We start from the raw sequence: 25,862 nt of genomic DNA, 5'->3' as shown, positions 1-25,862 counted from the left end.
GGCTAAAAGCAGCGGCGGACAAAGAGTTTCGGACGGATGGATCGATGACCGGAAGCAGGATTTTGGTGACGCTGACGCTGCTTGCGGCGCTTACCGCCGTTACGGCCTGCGGCAGGAAGGCCGGTCTCGACACGCCTTACGAAGCGGCCGTGCAGGCACGCAAGGATGCCGAGCGGGCCAAGCAGCCTGTGCCGCCCGAGCCGGAAAAACCGGTCGAGGACAAGAAGTTCATTCTCGACCCGCTTCTCTGACCTTTCCGGAACCACTCTCGTGAACCATTTCGACTACCGCGACGGCGTGCTGCATGCCGAGGACGTGGCGATACCAGATATCGCCGCAAACGTCGGCACGCCGTTCTACTGCTATTCGACAGCAACGCTGACCAGGCATTTCCGCGTCTTTGCGCAAGCCTTTGCCGGGCTCGACACGCTGGTCTGCTACGCCATGAAGGCGAATTCCAACCAGGCGGTGCTGCGCACGCTGGCAAAACTCGGCGCCGGCGCCGACGTGGTCTCGGAAGGCGAGTTGCGCCGTGCCTTGGCAGCCGGCATTCCGGCCAACAAGATCCTGTTTTCAGGCGTCGGCAAGACCGCCCGCGAGATGGACTTCGCGCTCGAGGCCGGCATCCTCTGCTTCAACGTCGAATCCGAACCCGAGCTCGACTTGCTGTCGGCGCGTGCCGCAGCCCTTGGCAAGGTGGCGCCGATCTCGTTGCGCATCAATCCCGATGTCGACGCCAAGACCCACAAGAAGATCTCCACCGGCAAGGCCGAGAACAAGTTCGGCGTTCCCTGGCAGAAGGCGCGGCAGATCTATGCCCGCGCAGCGCAGCTGCCGGGCATCAGGATCACCGGCATCGACACCCATATCGGCAGCCAGATCACTGAGCTGCAGCCCTTCGACGATGCCTTTGCCCTGCTGGTGGAACTGGTCGGCGCACTGCGCGCCGACGGGCACGCCATCGAGCATGTCGATCTCGGCGGCGGCCTCGGCATTCCCTACCGTGTCGACAACAGCCCGCCGCCCCTGCCCGACGCCTACGCGCAGATCGTCAAAAAGCACGTCACCAGGCTCGGGCTGAAGGTGATGTTCGAGCCGGGCAGGCTCATCGTCGGCAATGCCGGCATCCTCGTCTCCGAAGTGATCTTCGTGAAGGAAGGCGACGCCAAGAATTTCCTCGTCGTCGACGCCGCCATGAACGACCTGATCCGGCCGACGCTCTATGACGCCTTCCACGAGATCAGACCGGTGGTACAGCAGCCGGCCGCGGCGCCGCGCATGATGGTCGACGTGGTCGGACCGGTCTGCGAGACCGGCGATTATGTCGGCCTCGACCGTGACCTGCCCCGGCTGAAGTCGGGCGACCTGATCGCCATTTCCACTGCCGGCGCCTATGGCGCCGTGCAGGCCGGCACCTACAACACCCGCTTGCTGGTGCCTGAGGTTCTGGTCGACGGCGACCGTTTCCATGTCGTGCGCCCGCGCCAGACCTATGAAGAGCTGATCGGGCTGGATTCAGTGCCCGACTGGCTGGAATAGGGCACCGACGCTGAATTCCGGGGCCGGTGCTTCAACCGTCTGAAGGAGCAGACCATGCCGAACACGATCACCCGCGAGCGCATCGCCGCGATGGAGCCGCGCATCCGGCCTTTCGTGCGCCACACGCCGGTACTGCGCGTCGACATGGCCGATTTCGGCCGCCCGGCCCACGCGGTCGACCTGAAGCTCGAATGCCTGCAGCATTCCGGCTCGTTCAAGGCGCGCGGCGCCTTCACCAACCTTCTCGAACGTCCGGTGCCCAAGGCCGGCGTCGTCGCCGCATCGGGCGGCAACCATGGTGCGGCGGTCGCCTATGCCGCCATGCGGCTCGGCCACAAGGCGACGATCTTCGTTCCCGAAGTCAGCCCGCAGGCCAAGGTGGACCGCATTCGCAGCTATGGCGCCGAGCTGGTTGTCGGCGGCGCGCGCTATGCCGAGGCCTTGGCCGCCAGTGAAAGCTTCGCGCAAAAGTCCGGTGCGCTGCAGATCCATGCCTTCAACCAGGAGGAAACGCTGGTCGGCCAAGGCACGCTCGGCCTCGAAATCGAGGCCGACCTGCCTGAACTCGACACGTTGCTGGTCGCGGTCGGCGGCGGCGGCCTGATCGGCGGCATCGCCGCCTGGTTCGCCGGCCGCATCCGCATCATCGCCGTCGAGCCCGAGGGGGCGCCGACACTTCATCTCGCCTTCGCGGCCGGCAAGCCTGTCGACGCACCGGCGGAAGGCATCGCCGCCGATTCGCTGGCCCCAAAACGCGTCGGCGAAATGATGTTTCCGATCGCCGAAGCCTTCGTCGAGCGCTCCCTGCTGGTCAGCGACGACGACATCATTGCAGCGCAGAAGGCGCTGTGGGATCGGGTGCGGATCATCTCCGAGCCGGGCGGTGCGGCCGCCTTCGCGGCGATCCTGTCCGGCCGCTACCAACCGTCGGCGGGCGAGCGTGTCGCCGTGCTGGTCTGCGGCGCCAACGCAAATCCGGCGAAATTCTAGCCGCGCCGGCCACAAGACCTGTTCACGTTTTAACGACCCGCCTCGCCTTTGCCGTGTTTGCTGGTATTCTTCGAGTCGTGAGGTTCGGGCTATCCCGCCCGGACAGGAAGGGCCGATGACGCAACGACCCACTTCCAGCAGCGATCGCGGCCGGGCCGGGCGCCTTGCCTTGAGCCGGCTGGCGACGCGGGTCTCGATGATGGTCGAGCGTGGCTGGCCGTTGCTGCTACCGCTGGTCATCGTCGCCAGCCTGTTCCTCAGCATCTCCTGGCTCGGTCTTTTCCCCCGCTTGCCCGACATGGCGCGCATCGGCCTGGTCGCGGCATTCGCCATCGCCGGCCTTGCTGGCCTCTACCCGCTGCGTTTCTTCAAGCTGCCGTCCGCTGCCGAGATCGACCGGCGCATCGAGGCGGCCAACAATCTGCTGCACAGCCCCGTGCTGGTGCAGACCGACCGGCCGTGCGGCAAGGAAAGCGGCTTTTCGCAGGCGCTGTGGCGCGAGCATCAGAAACGCATGGCTGACCAGCTCGGCAGCCTCGGCGCCGACCTGCCGCGCACGCGCGTGCCGGAGCGCGACCCATGGGGGCTGCGCGCGGTGGCCGCTCTTTTGTTGGTCACCGCCTTTGCCTTTTCCTACGGACCGTCGGGCGGCCGGATAAGCGACGGCTTCAATGCCCATGCGGCACGCGACACCGTGCCGCCGCGCATCGATGCCTGGGTGACGCCGCCGGCCTATACGGGCAAGCCACCGGTCTTCCTCACCGCTGACGCCAATCAAGCGGCGTTGACCTTCAACGTTCCGCAAGGCAGCGACGTCTCGCTGCGCGTCACCGGCGGTTCGGGCGAGGAAACGCTGAGCTACGCCGACGCCAGCGGCAACGCCCGCACCATCGACCCGGCCGGACCGAAAGCCACCACCGCCAAGCCGGCGGCCGCCACGCCCAAGCTGCGCCAGTTTACCGGCAAGCTGACGGTTGACGGCACGCTGACGCTGAAATCGGGCGAAGCCGACCTCGGCCACTGGGCTTTCACCGTGATCCCGGACAAGCCGCCGCAGATCCATTTCGTCGGCGAACCAAAGCGCGCCGCCAACGGCGCCTTCGAACTCAGCTACCAGATCGACGACGATTATGGCGCGGCCACCGGCAAGGCGGTTTTCGCGCTGGCCGACCCGCAGGCGCCCAATGCCCATCCGCTCTATGGCCCGCCCGAACTGCCTCTGTCGCTGCCGCGCCGCGGCGGCAAGACCAACGTGGCCAAGACCACCAAGGACCTGACCGAGCACGTCTGGGCCGGCGACAGCATCAAGCTGACGCTGGTCGCCACCGACGATGCCGGACATACCGCAACCAGCGAGACCAAGACACTGGTGATGCCGGAGCGGCCGTTCTCCAATCCGTTGGCAAGGGCGGTGATCGAGCAGCGCCGCCTGCTGGCGCTCGACGCCAACGCCAAGAACCACGTGCTCGACCTGGTGGACGCGATCACCATCCGCCCGGAAGACACGTTCGACAACATTGCGCACTACCTCGCCATCATGAGCGCCCGCAGCCGGCTGAAGATGGCCGATAGCGATGACCAGCTCCGCAACGAGGTGTCCTATCTCTGGGAAATCGCGCTCGGCATCGAGGAAGGCAATTTGTCGGCGGCCGAGAAGCGGCTGCGCCAGGCGCAGCAGGCGCTGCAGGACGCGATCAAGAACGGCGCCAGCGATGCTGAAATCGAAAAGGCGATGAAGGAACTGCGCGAGGCGATGAACGAGTTCCTGCAGGAATTCGCCCAGCGCGCGCAGCAGAATCCGAACGCACCGCAGATGCAGCAGAACGGCCAGGAACTGCGCCAGAGCGATATCGACCGCATGATGGACCAGATCGAGAATCTGGCGAAATCAGGCGATCGCGACAAGGCGCAGGAGCTGCTGTCGCAACTGCAGGACATGATGAACAATCTGCAGGCCGGCCGCCAGCAACAGGGCGACCAGCAGGACAGCGAGATGCGCCAGCAGATGGACAAGCTGGGCGAGATCATGCGGCGCCAGCAGGAGATGATGAACGACACTTTCCGCATGGACCAGATGCAGCGTGGCCAGCGCCAGCGCGGGCAGAACCGCGACGAGCAGCTTGGCGAAAACGGCGGTGGTGGACAGGATCGGGACAAGCCCGGCCAGGGTGACGACCGCGACCCGCTCGCCCGGCAGAAGCCGATGACGCCGCAGGAGTTCGCCGACGCGCTGAAGCAACTGCAGGAAGGCCAGGGCAAACTGCAGAGCGACCTCGATCAGCTGAAGAAGGGCCTCGAGGGCTTGGGCATGGAGCCCAACGAAGGATTTGGCGAGGCCGGCAAATCGATGGGCAATGCCGAACAGGCGCTTGGCGAGGGCCAGGGCGACCAGGCAGTCGGCCATCAGGGCCGCGCGCTGGAGGCGCTGCGCAAGGGCGCCAAGGACATGATGAAGCAGTTGCAGGCCATGCAGGGCGACCAGGGCGGCAGCGAGCAAGGCGGCCGCCAGCAGGACGCCGACCGCGATCCGCTCGGCCGGCCGCGCGCCACCAACGGTCCTGACGACGGCGGCTCGGTGAAGGTGCCGGACGAAATCGACGTGCAGCGCGCCCGGCAGATCCTCGAAGCGATCCGCAAGCGGCTGGGCAACGCGCTCAGCCCCGATATCGAGCGCAGCTATCTCGAGCGGCTGCTGGAGCTGAAATAACCACCCCTGTCTCAGCCTATCGAACGGTTGCAACGCCATGCCGAAACTCGGCGCGATTACCCCCATCCTGCGCATTTTCGATATCGCCAAGGCGCAGGAATTCTATGTCGGTTTTCTCGGCTTTGAAATTCAATGGGAGCACCGCTTCGACGACAACGCGCCACTCTACATGGCGGTCAGTCGCGACGGCTGCATCCTGCACCTCAGCGAACATCACGGTGACGGTGCGCCGGGCGCGGCCTTGCGCATTCAGGTCGAGGACATCGCGGCACTGCATCGCGAGTTGATCGGCAAGAAATACCGCTTTGCGCGGCCGGGTCTCGAAGACACGCCGTGGAAGAGCCGCGAGATATCGGTTGCCGATCCGTTCGGCAACCGGCTGCATTTCTACGAGGAAGCGGCTGGCTGACCCTGCCCGTTGACGAACGCCTCGCGGATCGCCTCCTCCATGCCGTCGATCGCCTCGCCGAAAGCATTCGGGTTGCGATGCATAACCACGTTCGAGGAATCGATATCGCCGAACCCATCGGCGGACGTCAGTTCACGGCAGCCGTCCGGAATGTTGCTGCGCGAAATCGGCGCGATTGCCAGCCCTGAGGTGACAGCGAGTTTCAGACCGCCAGTGGTGTCGCTGGTGTAAGCGACACGATAGGCAAGGCCGCGCTGCTCCAGCGATTTGATGGCGAAGTCCTTGCACCAGCCTGCACGGTTGTAGAGGGCGATCGGCACCGGCCGCTCCTCATGCATGTGATGCAGGTTCGATGTCACCCACACCGTCGGGTCGTGCATCAGCACCTCGCCGCCGGAAGGGTCCTGCCATTCGAACACCACACAGAGATCGAGTTCGCCGGCGGCGAGCGCCGTCGTCTGCGCTCCCGAATGGGCGTAGCGCACTGTCACCTCGACCTTGGTGTGACGTTTCGAAAATGCGCCGAGCGCGCGTGACAGGATGGCGTGGCCATACTCCTCGGGAATGCCAATGCGCACCGGCCCGCCAAGCGGCGCCGCAGCCATCGACGCCGCCGTCTCGTCGAGCAGGGAGACGATGCGGCGGGCGTTGGCGATGAGCTCACCGCCACGCCGCGTTAGCGCCACGCCGCGCGAGCCGCGCTCGAACAAGCTGTCGCCGACCATGCCTTCGAGCTTCTTCATCTGCATCGAAACCGCCGACTGGGTGCGGCCGGCCTGCTCGGCCGCCTTGGTGAAATTGCCGGTCTCGGCCACCGCGACGAAGGTGCGCAGGAGATCGCTGTCGAGCGTGGGTTTCATGCTATCCGCCATAAGAAAATCTGATTGCTGGCATCATTTCAATTCGTTTGCAACATGTCAAACGCCGGAGGATAGTCAGCTCACCCATTGGATATGCGACTGCGAAATCGGCCGCGGACCAATATGAAAGAGTCCTCACTCGTACCCGCTGCCCGAAACGGTGGCGGGTTCTTTTTACCTCAAGGCAGGCTGGCTTTTCGGGCAGCACGCGAACGGTTGGAACGACATGCAGAACCGGATCGTCCTTGGCATCATAAGCCTCTGCCTTGGCGTGCTGGTGTTCTCGCTCCAGGATCCGCTGGTCAAGGCCGTGTCAGGCACCTATCCGGTGACCGAAGTGATGGCCATCCGGTCGATCGTCGCGCTGCCGATCCTGATCTTTCTCGTCCACATCGATGTCGGCTTGCCGGCGATCCTGTCGAAGCGGTTCGGCATGCTGACAGCGCGCGCCTTCATCCAGTTCTCATCCTACACGATCTACTATCTGGCCATCGCCGCCTTGCCGCTGGCCGACGCGGTGGCGCTCTACTTCATGGCGCCGTTGTGCATCATGGCGCTGGCCGGCCCCTATCTTGGCGAACGCGTCTCATGGAAGACACTCGCCACCGTGCTGATCGGCATGCTCGGCGTTCTCGTGATGTTGCAGCCCGGCGCCGGGCTGTTCGACTGGGCGGCGCTGCTGTCGCTCGGCTCTGCGGTTCTCTACGGCTTTTCGCAGCTGATGGCGCGCAAGATCGGCGATACTGAATCCTCAACGGTCATGGCGTTCTATCAAAACGGCGCTTATCTGGTCGGCGCCGCGGTGGTCGCCGGCATGTTCCGGCTGGCCGGCATCACCCACGCCGTCCATCCCAGCCTCGAATTCCTGGTGCGGCCATGGATCTGGCCGGCGACCCCGGATTTTCTGAAGATGGCCGCCTGCGGTTTCGTCGCCTCGGCCGGCATGATCCTTTTGTCACAAGGCTATCGGCTGGCGCCTGCCAACCGCGTCGCCACCTTCGAATACACCGGCATCATCTGGTCGCCGCTGTGGGGTTTCCTATTCTTTGCCGAAGTGCCGCGATCGACAACCGCGGTCGGCGCGGCCCTGATCGTCGGCGCCGGTCTGCTGGCGCTCAACGCCGAACGGCGCAAGGGCACAACACCTGCGCTTGTTGCAACCAGCGACACGGCATGACCATCAAGCGAAGCAGGCGAGCGCCTTGTCGACGCGGGCGCGGATTTCGGCCAGCGTGAACGGCTTCTGCACGACGTCGAGGATGATTCCGTTCAGTTCCTCGGCGCGCTCACGCTGATCGGCATAGCCGGTCATCAGCAGGATCTTCATCGTTGGGAAAAGTGCGGCCGCCGCCTTGGCCATCTCGATGCCGTCCAACTCCGGCATGCGGATGTCGGAGACGACGAGGTCGTAGCCGCCAAGGGCTGCACGGATCAAACCAAGCCCTTGCGCGCCATCGGCGGCAACGGTGACCGAATGCCCGGCGCGTTCAAGCGCGCGGGCGGCGAGGGTGCGGACGGATTCATCGTCCTCGACGATCAGAAGCTTTGCCATGGGCAAGATACTTGCCGGGGAAAAGTTGACTTTTCCTGAAGGCGCCGAGGGTCCTTGAGACCTTTCCAGAATTCGCTCCGGTGAGTCTGATGGCGCCGGAGTAGAATAATCAATAAGGTCTCAGGCGTCGCCTTTAACGATGCCGACGAATGGCAATTCGCGAAAGGCGTGGGCGACATCCATGCCGTAGCCGACGACGAAATAGTCCGGGCAGTCGAAGCCGACATAGTCGGCATTGAGCGCAGTCTGGCGGCGCATGCGCTTGTCGAGCAGAACGGCAATGGCGCAGCTCTTGGCGCCGCGCGACAGCATCAGCTCGCGGGTGAAGCTCAGCGTCTTGCCGGATTCGAGAATGTCGTCGATCAAAAGCACGTCGCGGCCGGCAACCTCGTTGTCGATGTCGCGCAGCACCCTGACCTCGCCGCTGGTGGTGCCGGCGCCGTAGCTGGAAATGAAGATGAACTCGACCTCGGGCGACAGGCCGACATCGTGCATGGCGCGAATGAGATCGGCGGCGAAGATGAACGAGCCTTTCAGCACCGAGATCACCAGAAGGTCATGGTAATCGTGTTCGGCGATCTCCTTGGCGAGCTCCAGATTGCGCCGCGCGATGGCGGACACCGAGAACAGGACTTCGATGTCCTTGCCGCGCACGACTGGCATTTTTTCGCCCCTCCAAGATGGTTCGCCTATGGCCCCCGTCGCCAAGGTGTGTTGAGATTCAGGTCAGGCCGGCATCACCTGAATATCAATACACCCTAGTCGGCGAAGGCGACCGACACGGTCCTAACCCCGCTTCTAGGCAGGTCGAGGCGGCTGGCAAAGCCAAATCTTTCGCCCGGCGCCAGCGAACGGTCGGATGTCCCCAACCTATAGCGGGTGATGTGGCTGTCATTGCCGGTGACGCGGATTTCCAGCGCCGGCAATTGCGCGGGCCTGGCCCCGTCATTGGCGGCTTCGCCATCGACGAACAGGATTGGCGTAGGCCCGGACGCGTCGACGCGCGAGGTGACGCCTGAGAGGCGAAGTGTGGCACCCGCCGGCTGTGCGGCGGCCCAGAACGGCGTCTGACGCACCAGCGCGTGGCCGCCCGAGACCCAGAAGGCGGCCAGTGCCGCACCGACACCGGCAATCCAGAAGATCGGCCCGCCGCGTGCCGCCGGTAGCCGGGCCGGCGCTGTCTCCGGCTTGCGCAGCATATCCATGCCTTCGATCGACGGCGCGGCAATGCTGCGCGGCTGCGGCGACGGCAAGGCTTCCGCCGTCGCGGCAGAGCGCGGCAGCACCTCATAGTCGGCATCGATGATGTCAGCCGCCGGTCCACGCATGATGTGTTCCGGTGTGGGCGCCGAACCGGTCATGATTTCGCCGGAAACCGGGCGCGCCGTTCGATCTTCAGCCATCATGGCCCCAGTATTGCTACACGTTCGCTCTTCGTTTCTTTTGCGTAAATGGAAATGGTTAACGCTTCCCCACCGGAACCTCAGTGCCGACCCGAAAAAGCCCCAAAATTAACCAAGGGTTAACCATGCCGGCCGATGGTCTTTTTACAGAAATGGCTGGCTCGTTGCCGCCGAGAGTTTCAGGTCGTCGAACGTGATCCGCTTCGAAAATGTCGGCCTCCGCTATGGCATGGGTCCGGAAATCCTCCGCGACATCTCCCTGCACATTCCGGAGCGCTCCTTCCAGTTCCTCAGCGGCCCTTCGGGCGCCGGCAAGACGACGCTGTTGCGCCTGCTGTTCATGTCGCTGAAGCCGACACGCGGGCTGATCACCATCTTCGGCAAGGACCGTTCGCGCATCTCGCGCAGCGAGCTGCCGCATCTGAGGCGCCGCATCGGCGTGGTGTTCCAGGATTTTCGCCTGCTCGACCACATGACCACCTATGAGAATGTGGCGCTGCCGCTGCGCGTGCGCGGGCGCGAGGAAGCAAGCTACCGCACCGACGTCACCGAGCTGTTGAAATGGGTCGGCCTTGGCGAACGCATGCATGTGCTGCCGCCGGTACTGTCCGGCGGCGAAAAACAACGCGCCGCGATCGCCCGCGCGCTCATCGAACAGCCCGAAATCCTGCTTGCCGACGAGCCGACCGGCAATGTCGATCCGCCGCTGGCGCGCCGGCTTTTGCGGCTGTTCATCGAGCTTAACCGGCTGGGCACCGCTGTGGTGATCGCAACGCACGACCTCGGCCTGATGGAGCAGGTCGACGCGCGGCGCATGATCCTGGCCGGCGGAAGGTTGGATATTTATGACTGATCTGTCCGCCGAACATCTCCAGGACCAGGACATCGAGGAGGCCCAGGCGCCGCCGCGGGCCCAGCGCAAGATGGCGCCGATCGTGCCGGCACAGAACATTGCCGGCCGGGCGCTGGTGCTGGTCATCGCCATCATGACCTTCCTGTCGTGCCTGACCTTCGGTGCAGTGACGCTGGTGCGCGACACGGCTTCGGTATGGGAGAACCAGATTTCGCGCGAGGCGACGATCCAGATCAAACCAGTCGATGGCCTCGACATGGAGGCAGCCCTTGCCCAGGCCTCGCAGATCGCCGGCGAATTCCCGGGCGTGAAGGCCACCCAGATCATCGACCGCGAGGCAACGGCACGCCTGCTGGAGCCATGGCTGGGCTCGGGCCTGAACATCGACGAGCTGCCGGTGCCGCGTCTGATCATCGTCACCATCGATGAGAACAGCCCGCCCGACTTTGCCGCCATGCGCGCGGCGATCACCCCCAAACTGCCGAGCGCCTCACTCGACGATCATCGCACCTGGGTCGACCGGCTGGTCGCCATGGCCCGCACGACGGTGACCATCGGCATTGCCGTGCTGGCGCTGATGCTGTCGGCAACCGTGCTGACGGTGGTGTTCGCGACACGCGGCGCCATGGCCGGCAACGGCCACATCATCGAAGTGCTGCATTTCGTCGGCGCCGAGGCGCGCTTCATCGCGCGCGAATTCCGTCGGCACTTTCTCGTCACCGGCATGAAGGGTGCAGCGGCCGGCGGCGCAGCGGCGATCCTCGTCTTCATCGTCTTTTCCTGGTGGTCGTCACGCAACATGGCAACGCCGCAGGCCGACCAGGCAACCGCTCTGTTCGGCAATTTCGCCATCGGCTCGGCAGGCTATCTCGGCGTCGGCCTCATGGTGCTGGTGATCGGCGCGCTAACGGCGGCAACGTCGCACGCCACCGTCGTCGCCTATCTCAGCGATATCGATGTTCGCCAACCGGATGGAGGCTGATGCGTGTCGCCCAAGAGTGGAAACCGGTCTTGGGGCAACGACATGCCTCCAGGAGAAGATCACGGATGAAGACTGCCGTAACGCAATGTGCGCTTTTTTTCCTACCAAAGGCCGCATTTCAGGATTAACCATAGGATGATGGACGCGGATTCGACCGGAACGGTTGGACAGATGCCAGTGGTGGTTGCCCGTTCGCATGAACGCGGCAGGCCGAGCCGTTTGATGGCCGCGTTGCGTATTTCCGTTCTCACCCTGCTTCTGCTGGTAGCCTTGTTTGCCGGCGGCTTCGGCTGGTTCGCCAACACCGTCAGCCATCTGACGACCCCGACCAATCCGGCAAAGGCCGACGCCATCATCGTGCTGACGGGCGGCCAGTCGCGCCTCGACGCGGCGATGGAACTGCTCGCTTCAGGCAAGGGCGCGCGGCTGCTGATCAGCGGCGTTCATCCCTCCGCCAGCCGCCGCCAGTTGCAGGCCGCGACCGGTGGCGACAAGGCGCTGTTTTCCTGCTGTGTCGACATCGACCGCGCCGCGCTCGACACCATCGGCAATGCCGAGGAGAGCGCCAAATGGGTGGAGAGCCACGCCTACGGCACCGTCATCCTGGTCACCAACAACTACCACATGCCACGCAGCCTGCTGGAAATGAGCCGGCTGCTGCACGGCGCCAAGCTCGAACCCTATCCGGTGGTCAACAGCAACCTCGACAATGGCGGCTGGCTGACCAAGCCCGAGGCGTTGCGCGTGCTTTTGACCGAATACAGCAAGTATCTGCTGGCGCTGGCACGCGGCATCGTACCGCTTCGCCAGACCGCCGACGGCATCGCGCTGGCCGAGGTATCAACGGCCAAGGACTGAGCATCACCCCATCGCGCCCGACGCACCACGCAGGCGCACTATCTCCTGTTCCAGGCGCTCGATCCGCTTGTCACGTTCGGCAAGTGCTGACGCCACGTCGGCGGCTTCGAAACGCTGCGGAATGTGCTGCGGGCAATTAGAATCCCACGCCGAGACCGTAAACAGGATGACCTGCTCGGGGCGCGCCTTGTAATCCTGCGGCATCAGCTTCGCCAGCAGCTCGGCATCATCCTCGACAACGCGCGCCGTGCCCCAGATCTTGATGCGCTGCCGGTGGGCATAGTCGATCAGGAACAGGAAGGCCTGCGGATTGTCGTTCAGATTGCCCTGGGTGATGAACTGCTTGTTGCCGGAGAAATCCGCAAAGCCGATCGTTCGCGCGTCCAACACCTTGAGGAACCCTGCGGGCCCGCCGCGATGCTGGATGTAGGGCTGGCCGTCGGCATTGGCGGTCGACAGGAAGATGCTGGTCTGCGCCTCGATGAAGGCGGCGAGATCCGGTGTGATATCGGCCTGCCAGCCGCCGCGCTCCTCGACGCGGGCATAGGCCTGGCGCGAGCCCTTGCGGGTCTGGATCGCCTTGATGGTTGGCGTAAAGGCGACGTCGCTGGTGAAAGCATGAGCGTTCATGGAGGCCTCCTTCAAGGCCGAACTGCCGGCCACTAACCCAGAGATAGAGCCTTCCATCTTTCGGATGTAGATGTCATATCTGTAAGCTGTCCTTCCATCTTTCGGGAGAGTTATGGACCGTCTTGAGGCCATGTCGCTTTTCGTCGCCGCGGTGGAGGCCGGCAGCCTGTCCGCCGCCGGGCGCCGTTTCGGCGTTCCGCTGGCGACGGTCAGCCGCAAGGTCTCCGACCTGGAGCGGCATCTGAAAACACGCCTGTTGAACCGCTCGACGCGGCAGCTGTCGCTGACCGACGCCGGTCACGCCTATCTCGTCGCCTGCCGTCGCATTCTGGCAGAGGTCGGCGAGGCCGAGCGCAGTGCCGCAGGCGAGTACAGCACGCCTACGGGCGAGCTGATCATCACCGCGCCGATCGTCTTTGGCCGCCTGCATGTGCTGCCGGTGGTCACCGAGTTCCTCGCCGCCTATCCCGATGTGAATGTGCGACTGACGCTTGGCGACCGCATAAGCCAGCTGATCGAAGAGCATATCGATCTCGCCATCCGCATCGGCCCGCTCGCCGATTCGAGCATGGTCGCCATCCGTATCGGTTCGATCCGCCATGTTGTTTGCGCAAGCCCGGCCTATCTGGCCGAGCACGGCACGCCGAAGACCCCGAACGAGCTTGCGGCACACAGCTGCATCACCTTCGAAGGGCTTGCCTCTCTCGCCACATGGACCTTCCTCGCCGACAAGGCAGAACTCGCGGTTCCGATCCGCTCCCGGCTCCAGGTCAACACCGCGGAAGCGGCGATCGACGCCGCGATTGCCGGCGTTGGCATGACGCGGGTGCTTTCCTACCAGATATCGGCCGCGGTGCGGTCGGGCGCACTCCATCCCGTGCTGGAGACGTTCGAGCCCGAGCCATGGCCGGCGAGCCTGGTGCATGCGGGACAGGGCCTGCTGCCGGTGAAGCTGCGCGCCTTCCTCGATTTCGCCGCCCCGCGCCTGAAGCAACGGCTGGCACAGGCGGCGTGGCGGAGCTGACGGAGCTGACGGAGCTGACGGAGCTTCATTGCAGGACGGATTGACCCCGGCCATTGCCCTGTTTCCTTTTTGCCCGCGCTTGGTGTAACCAACGCACACCTCCTCACCGGGCCTTTCCCGCATGCTCTATATCCGCTCGCTGGCGTTCAACTTCGTCTTCTACGTCAACCTGATCGTCCAGATGATCCTCTGGACGCCGTATTACTTCCTGTCGCCGCGCCACCGTGCATGGTTCGTGCCGAAATTCTGGTCGGGCACCTGCCTGTGGCTCTACGACAAGATCGCCGGCACCAGGAGCGAGATCACCGGCCTGGAGAACCTGCCCGAGGGTTCCTTCATCCTGGCCCCGAAGCACCAGTCGTTCTGGGATGCGATCGCCTTCTTTCCTTTCCTGCAGGACCCGCTCTACATCCTGAAGCGGGAACTGACCTGGATCCCGTTCTTCGGCTGGTACATCATGAAGATGCGCATGATCCCGGTGCATCGCGGCAGCCGCTCCAAGGCGTTGAAGGCAGTGGTCGCCGCGACCAGGGAAGAGTTGGCGCGCAATCCCCGCCAGCTGATCATCTATCCCGAGGGCACGCGCCGGGCGCCGGGCGACGAGCCGGCCTACAAATACGGCATCGTCGAAATCTATGCGCAGCTTGGCGTTCCGGTGGTGCCGGTCGCCCATGTCGCTGGCCTCTATTGGCCGCGCCGGAAGTTCCTGCGCTTTCCCGGCACGGTCAAGGCGCGCTTCCTGCCGCCGATCCCGCCTGGCTTGGCCAAGGACGAGTTCATGCAACGGCTGATCGGTGACACCGAAGCCGCGTGCGACCAGCTGCTCATCGAGGCGTCGCAGGCGCCGAACGCGCCGCCAATGCCGCCAACGGCGGTGAAGCGGCTGGCGGAACTTGGCGCGGCCGCCAAGGCGAAAGCCTGACCCGCGCGCTCATGGCCACGCCGCCAGCGCGGTGGTCAAAACCAGCGTCGCCGCAAACACCAGATTGATGATCCGCGAGGCCTGCGGTTGGCGCAGGAAGCGCGCAAATGCCGCCCCGGCGAGAAGCCACAGGACGTGAATGGCGACGATCATCAAGGCGAGCACCGCCAGCCTGGCGGAAGTACCGAGATCGCCGCCCTTGACCCCTGACGAGGTGCCGAATACGGCGGCGATCGCCACATAGGCTTTCGGGTTGGCGATGGCGAGAAGAAGCCCGCCGAGAAACGTCGGGAGCTTGACCCCGCCGGCGCGCTCCGCCAGCGGCGGCGCCGTCGCTATCTTGAACGCGAGATAGAGGATGTAGGCTGCCGAAGCGACGGCCAGCAGCGGTGCCAGCCAGGGCAGCGAGGCGAGAACGGCCATGACGCCCGCGGCCACGATCAGCAGCACGGCGATCGTGCCGACAATGATCCCCGAGGTGTAGCGGAGCGACCCGCGCAGGCCGAAAGCCGCTCCGATGGCGGTGACGCTGATCGTCGCCGGGCCAGGACTGCCCATGACGACGGCAGCCGCAAGCACCAGGGCCAGCAATTGCTGCCACGGGTGTGGGAAAGAAGCTGTCCGGCCATCTGCTTTGCCCCGCATCCTGTCTGGATGCGGCGACGATAGGACCAGGCGCGCCGGACGTCTTGAACGATTGTGTAGTCCGGCTAGGCGCTGGCCTTGTCCAGCGCGGCCATGTCTTCCGCTGCGAGCTTCAGCGACGCGGCCCGGACGAGGCTGTCGACCTGGTCGAGCGTCGTGGCGCTGGCGATCGGCGCGGTGACGCCGGGCCGCGCCATCACCCAGGCCAGCGCCACTTCCGCCTGGCTGGCCGAATGCCGCGCTGAGACGGCGTCGAGCGCGGCGAGGATGCGCATGCCGCGCGCATTGAGATAGTCCTTTACTCCACCGCCGCGCACGCTTTTGCCGAGGTCGGCGTCGCTGCGGTACTTTCCGCTCAAAAATCCTTTGGCGAGACCGTAATAGCTGATGACGCCAATGTCCTCCGCAAGGCAGATATCGCGCAGAGGGCCATCGAAGGATGAGCGGTCGTAAAGATTGTAGGCAGGCTGCAGCACTTCGTAGCGTGGCAGGCTGCGCAGGCTGGCGACATCCAGCGCGGCACGCAACTGGCCAGCATCGAGGTTGGAGGCGCCGACGTGTCGGACCTTGCCCTTGGCGAGCAGCTTTTCATAGGCGCCGAGCGTTTCCTCGTAGGGCGTGGTCGGGTCCGGCCAATGCGACAGATAGAGGTCGACGACGTCGGTCTGCAGCCGCTTCAGCGACGCATCGATGGCCGTTTCGATATGGGCAGCGGAGAGGTCCTTCTTGCCTTGGCCCATATCCGAGCCGACCTTGGTGATGACGACGACCTGGTCGCGGTTGCCGCGGCTTTTCATCCATTTGCCGATGATGGTTTCGGATTCGCCGCCCTTGTGGCCGGAAACCCAGCGCGAATAGGCGTCCGCCGTATCGATGGCGTTGAGGCCGGCGTCGAAAAACCGGTCGAGCAGCTCGAACGAGGTTTTCTCGTCGGCGGTCCAGCCGAAGACGTTGCCGCCCAGAACCAGCGGCGCGATGGAAAGGTCGGTTTGACCGAGACGGCGTTTCTGCAAGACTGATCTCCGTGGTGCGCGGATGGATCGGGGAAAGCCCGGACGGCCTTACCTAGGTCTTGCAGCGGCGAGGTCAAAGGCCTGCTCGCCTTTTCCAAGGGGCCAGCGCTTCACAAAGGCGCGACCCGCCGCGCCACCTCTTCCAGCCAATGGTCGCGAATGCCCAGCGCCTCGAGGTGTTCGAGCGTGCTCAGCACGTAGTCCTCATTGTTGCCGGACTGGCCGACGGCGCCGCGAACGACACTCGCCGCATGCGCCGCGTCGAGCCCGCCGGCATATTGCTCATGCTGGCGATCGACGATGTAGGCGACCGCCTCGACCGCGCCGCCGCCGTCGAGGCGAATCTTGAGCGTGCGTTCGAGATACACGCTGGTGACCAGTTCGCGCTCGCGCAAATAGGCGATGACCTCGTCGCGCAAATCGCCGGGCACGCGAAAGGCCAGCCCGATGCAGGATCCGCCATGGTCGAGGCCGAGCACCAGCCCCGGCCGCTCGCGCGTTCCGCGATGCACGAAGGAATAGACGCAGAGCGAGCGGCGATAGCCGTACAGGCGCGCGCGCCGCGTCTCGACATGGGCGAACCCCGGTCGCCAGATCAGCGACCCATAGCCAAACACCCAAAAATCGCCCATATCGCCGCGCCTGATTGCAAAAGAATGCCAACACCGCAGGGAATCGGTTTTTTTCGCCCGTTCCCGTCTACCTATTCGTCTCTGTGTATCTATTGGTGTCGGAATCGAAGGTCCGTCCACAATACCCATGCGTTAATGAGAGCCAAAGCATGACGTCAAGTGACGAACGCCAACCAAAGTCCCGCCGCGGCCTGTTCTGGCTTGTGGCGTTTGTCGTTGTGCTGTTTGCGATCTATAGCGGCGGCTGGTTCTATCTGGCTGACCAGGTCAGAGCCGGGACCGACAAGGCCGTTGCCGCACTCAACAAGAATGGCGTCGAGGCTGGTTGTGCCAACCTCCAGGTCAGTGGCTACCCGTTGAGCTTTGTCATCTCCTGCGACAACCTTGCCTACGAGGATGATGCCAAGAACATCGCCGCGTCGGCCGGCAGTTTCAATGCTATTGCCCAGATCGTCCAGCCCTTGTCGCCGGTTGCCAATCTGCGCGGTCCGCTCAGAACCTCCGTACCGGGCATGTTGCCGCTGTGGATCGACTGGGACAACCTGAAGGCCAACGCCAAACTATGGTATCCGCTGCCGCAGCGCGTATCGCTGCAGGCCGAAGGCCTGTCCGGACAGACCGACCCGGCAGACGATACCGACCCGATTTCGTTGTTCAGCGCCGGGACCGCGGCGGGAGAGCTGCAGCCCGATGGCCAGGACATTGGTTATGTCGGAAGCTTCACCGACCTTGAGATCGATGCCGAAGCAATCGGCGGGCGCGTGCTGCCGCCGCTCGACGGCAGCGGCGACGCGACGCTGAAGAACGGCGTGGCGCTGATCAAGACCCAGGCAAAGAGCCTGCGCGGCCAGGCGGTCGACATCCGCAAGCTCGATCTGTCGTCGGGAACCGCGCGCGTCACGGTTTCGGGCCCTGTGTCGGTCGATGCAGACGGCCTTGTCAACGCCGACCTGACGATCAGGCTGAAGGACCCGAAAGCCGTGGCGGCAATCCTCGCCACCGCCATTCCCGAGCAGAAGAGCCAGATCGAACAGGGTTTTGCCGCACTCGCTGTGCTCGGCAACGAACCGTCGATGCCGCTGAAGGTGGTCAAGGGCAAGGCTTCGTTCGGCTTTATCCCGCTGGGCAAGATCAAGCCGGTCGATTAGAGCATAACCTCAAAAGCAGGAACCGGCTTTTGGGGGAAGACCATGCTCAGCCAAGCCAACGCATGAACCGGCCGGTGAGACTGCTCAGCGTTGGCGCGCTGACGCTGGATACGATCCTGCGCGTTGATACCCTGCCCACGCATCAGGGCAAGTTCATCGCATCGGGCGGCGTCCAGATTGCTGCCGGCATGGCGACAAGTGCGGCCTGCGCCGCACGCCGTCTCGGCGCCGGAGTGTTTCTGTGGGCAAGTGCGGGTGACGATGCCGTTGGCGACCAGCTTGTGGGCGGCATCGAGGCCGAGGGCGTCGATTGCAGCTTTGTCCGCCGCGTTCAAGGCGCGCGCTCGGCGTTGGCCTCGATCCTGGTCGACGCCCATGGCGAGCGCATCATCGTGCCCTTCTACGACCCGAAGGCGCAAGCCGACCCCGAGGCGCTACCCCTCGCCGATCTTTCCAGCTTTGACGCCGTGCTGGTCGATGTGCGTTGGCCGGGTGCGGCAGCCCTTGCCCTGACGGCCGCCCGCCGCGCCGGTCGTCCGGCAATCCTGGATGCCGATACGGCGCCGCTCGATGTGCTGGAGCGCCTGTTGCCGCTGGCATCGCACATCGTCGCTTCCGAGTCGGCAGTGCGCATCATATGCGGCCAGGCGCTGGACCTGGAGTCCGCCTGCACCGACCTCGCCTCCCGCACCGACGCATTCGTTGCCGTCACCGGCGGTGCGGCGGGCACCTGGTGGTTCGATCGGGGATCATCCCGCCATGTGGAAGCGCCAAAAATCAAGGCGGTCGACACACTGGCCGCCGGAGACGTGTTTCACGGCGCCTTTGCCGTCGGGCTGGCGGAAGCCATGCCGATCGAACAGGCACTACGCTTTGCGAGCGCTGCCGCGGCGCTCAAATGCCTGCGCTTCGGCGGCAGGCTCGGCGCGCCCGACCGGGCCGAGACGCTGGCGATGATGGAAAGCCATTGGCCTGCCGCTAACCGGATCTGAGCGCTAGCTCTTCGCCGGGTGCTCCACCGCCTGGCGGCCGAAATCGGGCACATCGATGTCCTGACCGGCCTCGATGATCGAGCGGCGCACGGCACGGGTGCGGGTGAACAGGTCGAACAACTTGTCGCCGTCGCCCCAGCGGATCGCCCGCTGCAGCGAGGCGAGGTCTTCCGAGAACCGCGCCAGCATTTCGAGGATGGCATCCTTGTTGTGCAGGCAGACATCGCGCCACATGGTCGGGTCGGAGGCGGCGAGACGGGTAAAATCGCGAAAGCCCGAGGCCGAATATTTGATGACTTCGGACTTGGTCACCGACTGCAAATCGTCAGCAGTGCCGACGATGTTGTAGGCGATGATGTGCGGCAGGTGCGAGACGATGGCCAGCGTCATGTCGTGATGTTGCGGGTCCATGGTGTCGATGTTGGAGCCGCAGCGCCGCCAGAATTCCGAAAGCTTTTCCAACGCCGCCGGATCGGTGTCGGGCAGCGGCGTGAAAATGCACCAGCGGTTCTCGAACAGATCGGCGAAGCCCGCATCCGGTCCCGACTTTTCGGTACCCGCCAGCGGATGGCCGGGAATGAAATGCACGCCGGCAGGCACGTGCGGCTGCATCTGCGCGATGACAGATGCCTTGGTCGAGCCGACATCGGTGAGGATGGCGCCCGGCTTCAGCGCCGGTGCGATTTCGGCGGCTGCCTTGCCCGAAGAGCCGACCGGCACGGAGACGATGACCAGATCGGCATCGCGGACCGCTTCCGTCGCATCCGTGCTGTAGGAGTCGCCAAGGCCAAGCTCTTGTGCCCGCGCCAGCGTCGCAGCGCTGCGGGTCGAGATAGAGACGTGACGGGCAAGGCCTTCGCGGCGGATGACACGGGCCAGCGACGAGCCGATCAGGCCGATGCCGACCAGCGCGATCTTTTCGAACATCGGTGCTGTCATTTTTCTAACTTTTCAGAAACGTCGAAAGGGCGGCAATGACGCCGCGATTGGCCTCTTCGGTGCCGACGGACATGCGCAGCGCGTTGGGAAAGCCATAGCCGGAAACGCGCCGCAGAATGTAGCCGCGCGCGGTCAGATAGTCGTCCGCCGATGCTGCCGAATGCGCCTCGTCCTCGGGAAAGTGGATGAGGACGAAATTGCCGACGCTCGGCGTCACCCGCAGCCCAAGCCTGGTCAATTCCTCGCTCAGCCAGGCCAGCCAGGTTTCATTGTGCGCCACGCTGCGCTGAACGTGGTCGCGGTCACGGATCGCGGCAATGCCGGCCTCGATCGCCGTGGCGTTGACGTTGAAGGGACCGCGTATGCGGTTGATCGCGTCGACGATGTGCATCGGCGCGTACATCCAGCCGATCCGGGCGCCGCCAAGACCGATCTTGGAGAAGGTGCGGGTCATCACAACGTTCTCGGCGCTGCCGACCAGTTCGATGCCGGCTTCGTAGTCATTGCGGCGGACATATTCCGCGTAAGCCGCGTCCAGCACCAGAAGCACATGCCTGGGCAGGCCGGCATGCAGGCGGCGCACCTCCTGGAACGGCACATAGGTGCCGGTCGGGTTGTTGGGATTGGCGAGGAAAACGATCTTTGTGCGCGGCGTCACCGCCGCCAGGATCGCGTCGATGTCGGCGCGGTCGTCGGTCTCCTTGACCACAACCGGGACGGCGCCGGCCGACTGGATGTAGATCTTGTAGACCATGAAGGCGTGTTCGGTGATCACCGCTTCATCGCCGGGTGCCAGATAGGTCTGCGCCAGCAGGCCCAGGATCTCGTCGGAACCGTTGGAGCAGATGATGTTTGCTGGATTGAGGCCATGCACTTCGGCGATCGCCTCGCGCAGCCGCCTGGCGGTGCCGTCGGGATAGATGTCGAGCTTTCCGGCAATCTCGCGCGCCGCCTCGATCGCCTTCGGCGATGGCCCGAGCGGGTTCTCGTTCGACGACAGCTTGTGGACCTTGGCGACACCGGCGGACGCTGTGCTCTTGCCCGGCACATAGGCTTCGATGTCCATGATGCCCGCGCGGGGCGTTGGCCGTAGCTTATCCGGTCTCTGGTTCATCTTCGCAAAATCCGTCGAGAATGCTTCCGCTGGCAAGAACACTTCCGCCGGGAAGCCGCAGCGGAAATACAAGCCGTGGCCCGGAATGTCGAGAGGTGGCAGTGGCGCGCAAGGCGAGCCGTTGACGGCAGGCCCCGCGAGTTCTAGAAGGACGCAACAGTTCCGTGGTGATTTGGCCGGTCGGCTTGCAGCCACGTTAAACAACTTGCTAAAGGGCCGTTTGCATCCTGTAACCGGCTTTGCGACGGCAATGCCGGTTTTTTGTTGTCCGCGGCCGGCCGGACGACCGATGTATGAGAGATGTGATGGCCGCTCTGCGCGCAGGAAAAACCAACAACGAGGCCGACGCTCCGTCGAGCCCGGTGTTGCGTTTCGGCGCCGACAAGCCGCTCAAGCTCGACGCCGGCACGCTTTTGTCGCCGTTCCAGATCGCCTACCAGACCTACGGCACACTCAATGATGCCCGCTCCAACGCGATCTTGGTCTGCCACGCGCTGACCGGCGACCAACATGTCGCCAGCACCAATCCGGTGACCGGCAAGCCCGGCTGGTGGGAAGTGCTGATCGGCCCGGGCAAGATCATCGACACCAACCGCTTTTTCGTCATCTGCTCCAACGTCATCGGCGGCTGCCTCGGTTCCACCGGCCCCGCCTCGACCAATCCCGCTACCGGCAAGCCGTATGGGCTCGACCTGCCGATCATCACCATTCGCGACATGGTGCGCGCGCAACTGATGCTGGTCGACCATTTCGGCATCGAAAAGCTGTTTTCCGTCCTCGGCGGCTCGATGGGCGGCATGCAGGTGCTGGAATGGGCATCGAGCTATCCGGAGCGGGTCTTCTCGGCGTTGCCGATCGCCACCGGCGCCCGCCATTCCTCGCAGAACATCGCCTTCCACGAGGTTGGCCGGCAAGCGGTGATGGCCGACCCCGACTGGCATGGCGGCAAATATCTCGACTTTGGCGCGCGCCCCGAAAAAGGGCTGGCGGTGGCGCGCATGGCCGCCCACATCACCTATCTGTCGGAAGCGGCACTTCATAGGAAGTTCGGCCGCAATCTGCAGGACCGCGAGGCGCTGACCTTCGGTTTCGACGCCGACTTCCAGATCGAGAGCTATCTGCGCCATCAGGGCCAGACCTTCGTTGACCGCTTCGACGCCAATTCCTATCTCTACATGACCCGGTCCATGGACTATTTCGACCTCGCCGCCGACCATGGCGGGCGGCTGGCCGATGCCTTTGCCGGCACCAAAACCCGCTTCTGCCTGGTGTCCTTCACCAGCGACTGGCTGTTCCCGACCGAGGAGAGCCGCTCGATCGTGCACGCGCTGAACGCCGCCGGCGCATCGGTATCCTTCGTCGAGATCGACACCGATCGCGGCCACGACGCTTTCCTGCTCGACGAGCCGGAACTGTTCGCCGCCATCAACGGCTTCATCGGCTCGGCCGCGCGGGCCAGGGGCCTCAGCGCATGACCCCGAAAAGTTGCAGACTTTTCGGACAGGGATCATGCGTCAGGCAAGAGGCGAAGCCATGAGCGTCAACCACACGCAGCGCGTCGACCTCGAAGTCGTCGCCGATCTCATCCCGCCGCTATCGCGGGTGCTCGACGTCGGCTCCGGCGACGGCCTGCTGCTGGAATTGCTGCAGGAGACTAAGCAAGTCGACGGTCGCGGCCTGGAGTTGTCGCAGCGCGGTGTCAACGAATGCGTGGCGCGCGGCCTCTCGGTCATTCAGGGGGACGCCGACAAGGACCTCGAATTCTATCCCAACAAGGGCTTTGATTTCGTCGTCCTGTCGCAGACCTTGCAGGCGACCCGCAACCCGAAGCTGGTGCTCGACGAACTGCTCAGGATCGGCAATCGCGCCATCGTCTCCTTCCCCAATTTCGGCCATTGGCGGGTGCGCCTGTCGCTGTTCCTCAATGGCCGCATGCCGGTGACCAAGGACCTGCCCTACTCCTGGTACGACACGCCCAACATCCATTTCTGCACCATCCGCGACTTCGTCAATCTGTGCGACGAGCTCGGCGCGACGGTCGAAAAGGCAACCGCGCTCGACGGCAACGGCCAGAAGATCGGCCTGTCGATGCCATGGTGGTTCTGGAATTTCTTCGGCCAGCAAGCGGTGTTCCTGCTGAAGCGATAAGCTTCGCCGCCTATCCCAGAACGTCCGTAGCTTTGTGCGGATGGTCAACGCCGTCAACAAAAACCACGGCGGACTCCGAATTGCCGGTGCGCAGCGCCAGGATCTGCTGATAGGCGGGCGAGCGGTACCATCCGCGCACATGCTCCCTGTCGGGAAATTCGATGACGATCAGATGCCCGGGCCAGTCGTTTTCGATCACCTCCACATCGCCGCCATGGACCAGAAACCGGCCTCCGAAAGGTTCCAGCGTCGCGTCGATCTTCTCAAGATATTCGACAATCTGAGGGCCCATCGTGGCTTGGCGCATATGGGCAACGGCGTAGGCGGTCATGGCTGAACTCCCTGCTGGATCGAAGCCGAACGGCCGGCTTCATGCAGGCAGTTTGCAGGGTGCTCGCACGCCGGTCGATTACGTCTGGAGTAATCGGATTGCCTACATCTCGTGGGTAACAGGCAATTCCATCTCGCCAAATGCGACGGTTTCGGGATTTCCCGCGCCGCAGGCGGTGTTGCAATTGAGACGCTGGCTTGCGAATTCGCCGTTGCGGACAGGCTCTGCCTCAACACTTTGTGATGACACCACCGCTTCGTTCTCGTAACCTCGAATCGAACGCGATTCCGGGGCGGGCATGGAAGGCGACCATCAAATCGATCCGATCCTCGCAGGACCCGGGGCATAGCGGAAGCGACATGCCTAGAAAGACCGATCAGGCGCCTCTCATCACGGTGATCACGCCGACCCACAACCGGCGCGATCAGGTCGTGCGCGCCGTGGAAAGCGTGCTGGCGCAGAACCTCACCCGCTTCGAGCATATTGTTGTCGACGACGGCTCGACCGATGGGACGGAAGCGGCGCTGGCCCGCATTCACGATCCGCGCCTCATCTATGTCGGCGCCAAATGGCGGGGCGCCAATGCCGCCCGCAATGCCGGCATCGAGCGCGCGCAAGCGCCGATCGTGACCTTCCTTGATTCCGACGACGTCTACTTGCCGGACCGGCTGCAGCGAACGCTGGTGCGTTTCGAGGAAAATCCATCACTCGAAGTGCTGATCAGTTCCTTCGTGTCGGTGAAGGGTGGCCGCAGCACCAAATGCGTCAACCGCGAAGCCTTCCTGGCCCGAAACGCGCTCGAAAGAGCTTTGGTCGCGCAGACCATCTTCATCGCCGGCACCGCGATAACGGCCACGCGCGAATCGCTGCTGGCGATCGGCGGCTACGACAGCGACATCGCGCGCATGCAGGATCGCGAATTGCTGCTGCGCTTTGCCCGGCGCAACGGCGCGTTGCTGTCCGAGGATATCGACTGGAAAAAGTACAATTCGGAGAATTCGATTTCCGGCCGGCGTGACGGCTATGTCGAAGCCTACGCAAACCTGATGGGCAAACATCCCCATATTGTCGATCGCTATCCCGACATTCCCCCCTACATGATCGCACGGCAGATCATCGCCGACGCCATGAAGGGCAGGGTGTCGCAGGCATTTGCCGGCTATCTGGCCAACCGGTCGGCGAAGACACTTGGCTACTCGCTGCCGCAGCTGTTGCGCGGTTACCTCGGCGGCCGGCGCTGGCGCCGCGATGTCTACGATGAATTCCGCACCAAATATGGCGCGCGGCCGGCCTGAATTTTCACCCGAGTGGTATCGCGGCTTCAGCGATCAAGCTCCGGAAAATACGGGTCGGAATAGAACCGCCGGTCGCGCTCGCCCTGCAGACAGTCGATCGGTGTTGCCGCGTCGATCCGGATCATCCGGGGATCGGAAACGCCACTCACCTCGAGAATGAGCTTGCGGCGTATAGCGGTCGCGAACTCGGAGGCTGCGTAGATCGGCAGCACGAAGGAGCCTGGGCCGCCGGTGACGCACTCGGCATAGTACTGGTCGAGATGGCTGAAGGTCGGCGACGGGCTGATCAGGATCGGCAGGCCGTTGATGACGATGCCCTTTGCCACCGCCGCGTCGCGTGTCGACGTTACGGGCAGCCCGGTGTTGTTGGGACCATCGCCGGAAATGTCGATGACGCTGCGCGTCGCGGCGAATGCGGTGCCCTCGAACAACCCGGCGCCGAAAGCCAGCGCGCCGGAAATCGAGGTGCCGCGAAAGCTCCGGAAGGGACGGGCTGCGATCTTGTCGGCGAAAGCGTTGGCGCTCTCGGCGCTGTCGATGACCTGCCAGGCAATGACACCATCGTCGCGCACGACGCCTGCCCATTCGAAATAGGCCAGCGCGACACGGCCTGTGCTGCCCGAACGCACGGCCTTGATGAAGTCGGGGTGGCGTAGCGCTGCGACATAGCCGGCGCGCTGCAGGGCAAATTCCCTTTCGTCCATCGACTGCGAGATGTCGACCGCCAGCACCAGCTCGACATCCACCGCTTTGGCCGGCGCGGCCTGCGGTGAGGCTGGGGCGCAGGCAAGGCAAGCAAGCAGGCTGAGTGCGTCAAGCATGGCCACAGGCTTTCCGAACGATGCCTGCAGTTTTTCCTGTGATCGCGGCGAAATA

29 protein-coding genes and 1 riboswitch are annotated in these 25,862 nt (G+C 64.1%); of the genes, 16 read left to right on the top strand and 13 right to left on the bottom strand.

Annotated elements, in window-relative coordinates:
• Window positions 1–44 precede the first annotated feature (44 nt).
• From AC1DXU_RS24955 to AC1DXU_RS24935, 5 genes are all read left to right on the top strand, one after another.
• Window positions 45–251: a hypothetical protein gene (locus AC1DXU_RS24955; RefSeq protein WP_477373249.1), complete on the top strand. Its 207-nt coding sequence runs from the start codon at window positions 45–47 to the stop codon at window positions 249–251.
• Window positions 252–270: 19 nt separating this feature from the next.
• A complete protein-coding gene (gene lysA / locus AC1DXU_RS24950) occupies window positions 271–1,539 on the top strand; it encodes a diaminopimelate decarboxylase (protein ID WP_477373247.1) in 1,269 nt (422 codons plus the stop codon).
• A gap of 54 nt (window positions 1,540–1,593) precedes the next feature.
• Window positions 1,594–2,529, top strand: coding sequence for a threonine/serine dehydratase (locus AC1DXU_RS24945; protein ID WP_477373245.1), 936 nt, complete (start codon window positions 1,594–1,596; stop codon window positions 2,527–2,529).
• A 115-nt stretch (window positions 2,530–2,644) separates the two neighbouring features.
• Complete coding sequence (locus tag AC1DXU_RS24940; protein ID WP_477373243.1) at window positions 2,645–5,236, top strand: TIGR02302 family protein; 2,592 nt, start codon at window positions 2,645–2,647, stop codon at window positions 5,234–5,236.
• A 37-nt stretch (window positions 5,237–5,273) separates the two neighbouring features.
• Window positions 5,274–5,645: a glyoxalase superfamily protein gene (locus AC1DXU_RS24935; protein WP_477373241.1), complete on the top strand. Its 372-nt coding sequence runs from the start codon at window positions 5,274–5,276 to the stop codon at window positions 5,643–5,645.
• On the opposite strand, the gene AC1DXU_RS24930 is transcribed toward AC1DXU_RS24935, so the two are convergent.
• A complete protein-coding gene (locus tag AC1DXU_RS24930; RefSeq protein WP_477373239.1) occupies window positions 5,624–6,505 on the bottom strand; it encodes a LysR family transcriptional regulator in 882 nt (293 codons plus the stop codon). The genes AC1DXU_RS24935 and AC1DXU_RS24930 overlap by 22 nt on opposite strands.
• Window positions 6,506–6,731: 226 nt before the next feature.
• On the opposite strand from AC1DXU_RS24930, the gene AC1DXU_RS24925 reads away from it, so the two are divergent.
• Entirely contained in the window at window positions 6,732–7,682 is a 951-nt protein-coding gene (locus AC1DXU_RS24925) for a DMT family transporter (protein WP_477373237.1), read from the top strand.
• A gap of 3 nt (window positions 7,683–7,685) precedes the next feature.
• Here AC1DXU_RS24925 and AC1DXU_RS24920 read toward each other — a convergent pair whose 3' ends face one another.
• From AC1DXU_RS24920 to AC1DXU_RS24910, 3 genes are all read right to left on the bottom strand, one after another.
• On the bottom strand, window positions 7,686–8,057 hold the full coding sequence (locus AC1DXU_RS24920; protein WP_477373235.1) for a response regulator: 372 nt from the start codon (window positions 8,055–8,057) through the stop codon (window positions 7,686–7,688).
• A 120-nt stretch (window positions 8,058–8,177) separates the two neighbouring features.
• Window positions 8,178–8,720 carry a hypoxanthine phosphoribosyltransferase gene (gene hpt / locus AC1DXU_RS24915; protein WP_477373234.1) on the bottom strand — a complete coding sequence of 181 codons (543 nt, stop codon included), beginning with the start codon at window positions 8,718–8,720 and terminating at the stop codon, window positions 8,178–8,180.
• A gap of 95 nt (window positions 8,721–8,815) precedes the next feature.
• The gene (locus AC1DXU_RS24910; RefSeq protein WP_477373232.1) at window positions 8,816–9,463 is read right to left on the bottom strand and encodes a hypothetical protein; all 648 of its coding nucleotides are present in this window, start codon (window positions 9,461–9,463) and stop codon (window positions 8,816–8,818) included.
• 190 nt (window positions 9,464–9,653) lie between these two features.
• Between AC1DXU_RS24910 and ftsE the strand changes: the two genes are divergently transcribed.
• From ftsE to AC1DXU_RS24895, 3 genes are all read left to right on the top strand, one after another.
• Entirely contained in the window at window positions 9,654–10,313 is a 660-nt protein-coding gene (gene ftsE, locus AC1DXU_RS24905; RefSeq protein WP_023757234.1) for a cell division ATP-binding protein FtsE, read from the top strand.
• On the top strand, window positions 10,306–11,295 hold the full coding sequence (locus AC1DXU_RS24900; protein ID WP_477373230.1) for a cell division protein FtsX: 990 nt from the start codon (window positions 10,306–10,308) through the stop codon (window positions 11,293–11,295). The genes ftsE and AC1DXU_RS24900 overlap by 8 nt, the downstream gene beginning before the upstream one ends.
• A 135-nt stretch (window positions 11,296–11,430) precedes the next feature.
• Window positions 11,431–12,153, top strand: a complete 723-nt coding sequence (locus AC1DXU_RS24895) for a YdcF family protein (protein ID WP_477373228.1) — start codon at window positions 11,431–11,433, stop codon at window positions 12,151–12,153.
• Window positions 12,154–12,156: 3 nt separating this feature from the next.
• Here the strand turns inward: AC1DXU_RS24895 and AC1DXU_RS24890 are convergent, their stop codons facing one another.
• Window positions 12,157–12,783, bottom strand: a complete 627-nt coding sequence (locus AC1DXU_RS24890; protein ID WP_477373226.1) for a pyridoxamine 5'-phosphate oxidase family protein — start codon at window positions 12,781–12,783, stop codon at window positions 12,157–12,159.
• 112 nt (window positions 12,784–12,895) lie between these two features.
• Between AC1DXU_RS24890 and AC1DXU_RS24885 the strand changes: the two genes are divergently transcribed.
• Window positions 12,896–13,807, top strand: a complete 912-nt coding sequence (locus AC1DXU_RS24885) for a LysR family transcriptional regulator (RefSeq protein WP_477373224.1) — start codon at window positions 12,896–12,898, stop codon at window positions 13,805–13,807.
• Between the two features lie 121 nt (window positions 13,808–13,928).
• On the top strand, window positions 13,929–14,729 hold the full coding sequence (locus AC1DXU_RS24880) for a lysophospholipid acyltransferase family protein (protein ID WP_477373222.1): 801 nt from the start codon (window positions 13,929–13,931) through the stop codon (window positions 14,727–14,729).
• Between the two features lie 9 nt (window positions 14,730–14,738).
• On the opposite strand, the gene AC1DXU_RS24875 is transcribed toward AC1DXU_RS24880, so the two are convergent.
• The 3 genes from AC1DXU_RS24875 to AC1DXU_RS24865 all read right to left on the bottom strand — a co-directional run bounded on the left by AC1DXU_RS24875 (window position 14,739) and on the right by AC1DXU_RS24865 (window position 17,019).
• Window positions 14,739–15,374 (bottom strand): LysE family translocator, encoded by a 636-nt coding sequence (locus AC1DXU_RS24875; RefSeq protein WP_477373220.1) that lies wholly within the window; start codon window positions 15,372–15,374, stop codon window positions 14,739–14,741.
• A 65-nt stretch (window positions 15,375–15,439) separates the two neighbouring features.
• A complete protein-coding gene (locus tag AC1DXU_RS24870; protein ID WP_477373218.1) occupies window positions 15,440–16,387 on the bottom strand; it encodes an aldo/keto reductase in 948 nt (315 codons plus the stop codon).
• Between the two features lie 110 nt (window positions 16,388–16,497).
• Window positions 16,498–17,019 (bottom strand): gamma-glutamylcyclotransferase, encoded by a 522-nt coding sequence (locus AC1DXU_RS24865; protein WP_477373216.1) that lies wholly within the window; start codon window positions 17,017–17,019, stop codon window positions 16,498–16,500.
• Window positions 17,020–17,168: 149 nt separating this feature from the next.
• Here AC1DXU_RS24865 and AC1DXU_RS24860 point away from each other — a divergent pair, with 149 nt between their 5' ends.
• Together AC1DXU_RS24860 and AC1DXU_RS24855 are read left to right on the top strand one after the other, a co-directional pair.
• Window positions 17,169–18,167, top strand: a complete 999-nt coding sequence (locus AC1DXU_RS24860) for a DUF2125 domain-containing protein (protein WP_477373214.1) — start codon at window positions 17,169–17,171, stop codon at window positions 18,165–18,167.
• A gap of 62 nt (window positions 18,168–18,229) precedes the next feature.
• The gene (locus AC1DXU_RS24855; protein ID WP_477373212.1) at window positions 18,230–19,159 is read left to right on the top strand and encodes a sugar kinase; all 930 of its coding nucleotides are present in this window, start codon (window positions 18,230–18,232) and stop codon (window positions 19,157–19,159) included.
• A 3-nt stretch (window positions 19,160–19,162) separates the two neighbouring features.
• Here the strand turns inward: AC1DXU_RS24855 and AC1DXU_RS24850 are convergent, their stop codons facing one another.
• Both AC1DXU_RS24850 and hisC read right to left on the bottom strand, forming a co-directional pair.
• Window positions 19,163–20,098, bottom strand: a complete 936-nt coding sequence (locus tag AC1DXU_RS24850) for a prephenate/arogenate dehydrogenase family protein (RefSeq protein ID WP_477373211.1) — start codon at window positions 20,096–20,098, stop codon at window positions 19,163–19,165.
• A gap of 4 nt (window positions 20,099–20,102) precedes the next feature.
• Window positions 20,103–21,212, bottom strand: a complete 1,110-nt coding sequence (gene hisC / locus AC1DXU_RS24845) for a histidinol-phosphate transaminase (protein WP_477373209.1) — start codon at window positions 21,210–21,212, stop codon at window positions 20,103–20,105.
• Between the two features lie 154 nt (window positions 21,213–21,366).
• A riboswitch (SAM riboswitch) is annotated at window positions 21,367–21,444 on the top strand.
• Between the two features lie 73 nt (window positions 21,445–21,517).
• On the opposite strand from hisC, the gene metX reads away from it, so the two are divergent.
• Both metX and metW read left to right on the top strand, forming a co-directional pair.
• Window positions 21,518–22,687 carry a homoserine O-acetyltransferase MetX gene (gene metX / locus AC1DXU_RS24840; protein ID WP_477318126.1) on the top strand — a complete coding sequence of 390 codons (1,170 nt, stop codon included), beginning with the start codon at window positions 21,518–21,520 and terminating at the stop codon, window positions 22,685–22,687.
• Between the two features lie 58 nt (window positions 22,688–22,745).
• Complete coding sequence (gene metW, locus AC1DXU_RS24835) at window positions 22,746–23,360, top strand: methionine biosynthesis protein MetW (protein WP_477373508.1); 615 nt, start codon at window positions 22,746–22,748, stop codon at window positions 23,358–23,360.
• A 10-nt stretch (window positions 23,361–23,370) separates the two neighbouring features.
• On the opposite strand, the gene AC1DXU_RS24830 is transcribed toward metW, so the two are convergent.
• Window positions 23,371–23,691: a DUF1330 domain-containing protein gene (locus AC1DXU_RS24830; RefSeq protein ID WP_477373207.1), complete on the bottom strand. Its 321-nt coding sequence runs from the start codon at window positions 23,689–23,691 to the stop codon at window positions 23,371–23,373.
• 102 nt (window positions 23,692–23,793) lie between these two features.
• Complete coding sequence (locus tag AC1DXU_RS24825; protein WP_477373205.1) at window positions 23,794–23,991, bottom strand: hypothetical protein; 198 nt, start codon at window positions 23,989–23,991, stop codon at window positions 23,794–23,796.
• Window positions 23,992–24,050: 59 nt separating this feature from the next.
• On the opposite strand from AC1DXU_RS24825, the gene AC1DXU_RS24820 reads away from it, so the two are divergent.
• Entirely contained in the window at window positions 24,051–24,986 is a 936-nt protein-coding gene (locus AC1DXU_RS24820; RefSeq protein WP_477373203.1) for a glycosyltransferase family 2 protein, read from the top strand.
• Window positions 24,987–25,012: 26 nt separating this feature from the next.
• Here the strand turns inward: AC1DXU_RS24820 and AC1DXU_RS24815 are convergent, their stop codons facing one another.
• Window positions 25,013–25,807 (bottom strand): DUF1194 domain-containing protein, encoded by a 795-nt coding sequence (locus AC1DXU_RS24815; RefSeq protein ID WP_477373201.1) that lies wholly within the window; start codon window positions 25,805–25,807, stop codon window positions 25,013–25,015.
• Window positions 25,808–25,862: the final 55 nt, after the last annotated feature.

The sequence above is a fragment of the Mesorhizobium sp. P3_A10 genome, from assembly GCF_056403175.1.
The sequence above is the reverse complement of the archived record's forward strand: the minus strand, read 5'-3'. Positions and strand labels throughout refer to the sequence as shown.

What these genes read in the sequence shown, in the direction of transcription:
- AC1DXU_RS24955 (WP_477373249.1), top strand. Translation starts at nt 45, where the DNA reads ATGACCGGAAGCAGGATTTTGGTGACGCTGACGCTGCTTGCGGCGCTT.
- AC1DXU_RS24945 (WP_477373245.1), top strand. Translation starts at nt 1,594, where the DNA reads ATGCCGAACACGATCACCCGCGAGCGCATCGCCGCGATGGAGCCGCGC.
- AC1DXU_RS24940 (WP_477373243.1), top strand. Translation starts at nt 2,645, where the DNA reads ATGACGCAACGACCCACTTCCAGCAGCGATCGCGGCCGGGCCGGGCGC.
- AC1DXU_RS24935 (WP_477373241.1), top strand. Translation starts at nt 5,274, where the DNA reads ATGCCGAAACTCGGCGCGATTACCCCCATCCTGCGCATTTTCGATATC.
- AC1DXU_RS24930 (WP_477373239.1), bottom strand. Translation starts at nt 6,505, where the DNA reads ATGAAACCCACGCTCGACAGCGATCTCCTGCGCACCTTCGTCGCGGTG.
- AC1DXU_RS24925 (WP_477373237.1), top strand. Translation starts at nt 6,732, where the DNA reads ATGCAGAACCGGATCGTCCTTGGCATCATAAGCCTCTGCCTTGGCGTG.
- AC1DXU_RS24920 (WP_477373235.1), bottom strand. Translation starts at nt 8,057, where the DNA reads ATGGCAAAGCTTCTGATCGTCGAGGACGATGAATCCGTCCGCACCCTC.
- hpt (WP_477373234.1), bottom strand. Translation starts at nt 8,720, where the DNA reads ATGCCAGTCGTGCGCGGCAAGGACATCGAAGTCCTGTTCTCGGTGTCC.
- AC1DXU_RS24910 (WP_477373232.1), bottom strand. Translation starts at nt 9,463, where the DNA reads ATGATGGCTGAAGATCGAACGGCGCGCCCGGTTTCCGGCGAAATCATG.
- AC1DXU_RS24900 (WP_477373230.1), top strand. Translation starts at nt 10,306, where the DNA reads ATGACTGATCTGTCCGCCGAACATCTCCAGGACCAGGACATCGAGGAG.
- AC1DXU_RS24895 (WP_477373228.1), top strand. Translation starts at nt 11,431, where the DNA reads ATGATGGACGCGGATTCGACCGGAACGGTTGGACAGATGCCAGTGGTG.
- AC1DXU_RS24890 (WP_477373226.1), bottom strand. Translation starts at nt 12,783, where the DNA reads ATGAACGCTCATGCTTTCACCAGCGACGTCGCCTTTACGCCAACCATC.
- AC1DXU_RS24885 (WP_477373224.1), top strand. Translation starts at nt 12,896, where the DNA reads ATGGACCGTCTTGAGGCCATGTCGCTTTTCGTCGCCGCGGTGGAGGCC.
- AC1DXU_RS24880 (WP_477373222.1), top strand. Translation starts at nt 13,929, where the DNA reads ATGCTCTATATCCGCTCGCTGGCGTTCAACTTCGTCTTCTACGTCAAC.
- AC1DXU_RS24875 (WP_477373220.1), bottom strand. Translation starts at nt 15,374, where the DNA reads ATGCGGGGCAAAGCAGATGGCCGGACAGCTTCTTTCCCACACCCGTGG.
- AC1DXU_RS24865 (WP_477373216.1), bottom strand. Translation starts at nt 17,019, where the DNA reads ATGGGCGATTTTTGGGTGTTTGGCTATGGGTCGCTGATCTGGCGACCG.
- AC1DXU_RS24860 (WP_477373214.1), top strand. Translation starts at nt 17,169, where the DNA reads ATGACGTCAAGTGACGAACGCCAACCAAAGTCCCGCCGCGGCCTGTTC.
- AC1DXU_RS24855 (WP_477373212.1), top strand. Translation starts at nt 18,230, where the DNA reads ATGAACCGGCCGGTGAGACTGCTCAGCGTTGGCGCGCTGACGCTGGAT.
- AC1DXU_RS24850 (WP_477373211.1), bottom strand. Translation starts at nt 20,098, where the DNA reads ATGACAGCACCGATGTTCGAAAAGATCGCGCTGGTCGGCATCGGCCTG.
- hisC (WP_477373209.1), bottom strand. Translation starts at nt 21,212, where the DNA reads ATGAACCAGAGACCGGATAAGCTACGGCCAACGCCCCGCGCGGGCATC.
- metX (WP_477318126.1), top strand. Translation starts at nt 21,518, where the DNA reads ATGGCCGCTCTGCGCGCAGGAAAAACCAACAACGAGGCCGACGCTCCG.
- metW (WP_477373508.1), top strand. Translation starts at nt 22,746, where the DNA reads ATGAGCGTCAACCACACGCAGCGCGTCGACCTCGAAGTCGTCGCCGAT.
- AC1DXU_RS24830 (WP_477373207.1), bottom strand. Translation starts at nt 23,691, where the DNA reads ATGACCGCCTACGCCGTTGCCCATATGCGCCAAGCCACGATGGGCCCT.
- AC1DXU_RS24825 (WP_477373205.1), bottom strand. Translation starts at nt 23,991, where the DNA reads ATGCCCGCCCCGGAATCGCGTTCGATTCGAGGTTACGAGAACGAAGCG.
- AC1DXU_RS24820 (WP_477373203.1), top strand. Translation starts at nt 24,051, where the DNA reads ATGCCTAGAAAGACCGATCAGGCGCCTCTCATCACGGTGATCACGCCG.
- AC1DXU_RS24815 (WP_477373201.1), bottom strand. Translation starts at nt 25,807, where the DNA reads ATGCTTGACGCACTCAGCCTGCTTGCTTGCCTTGCCTGCGCCCCAGCC.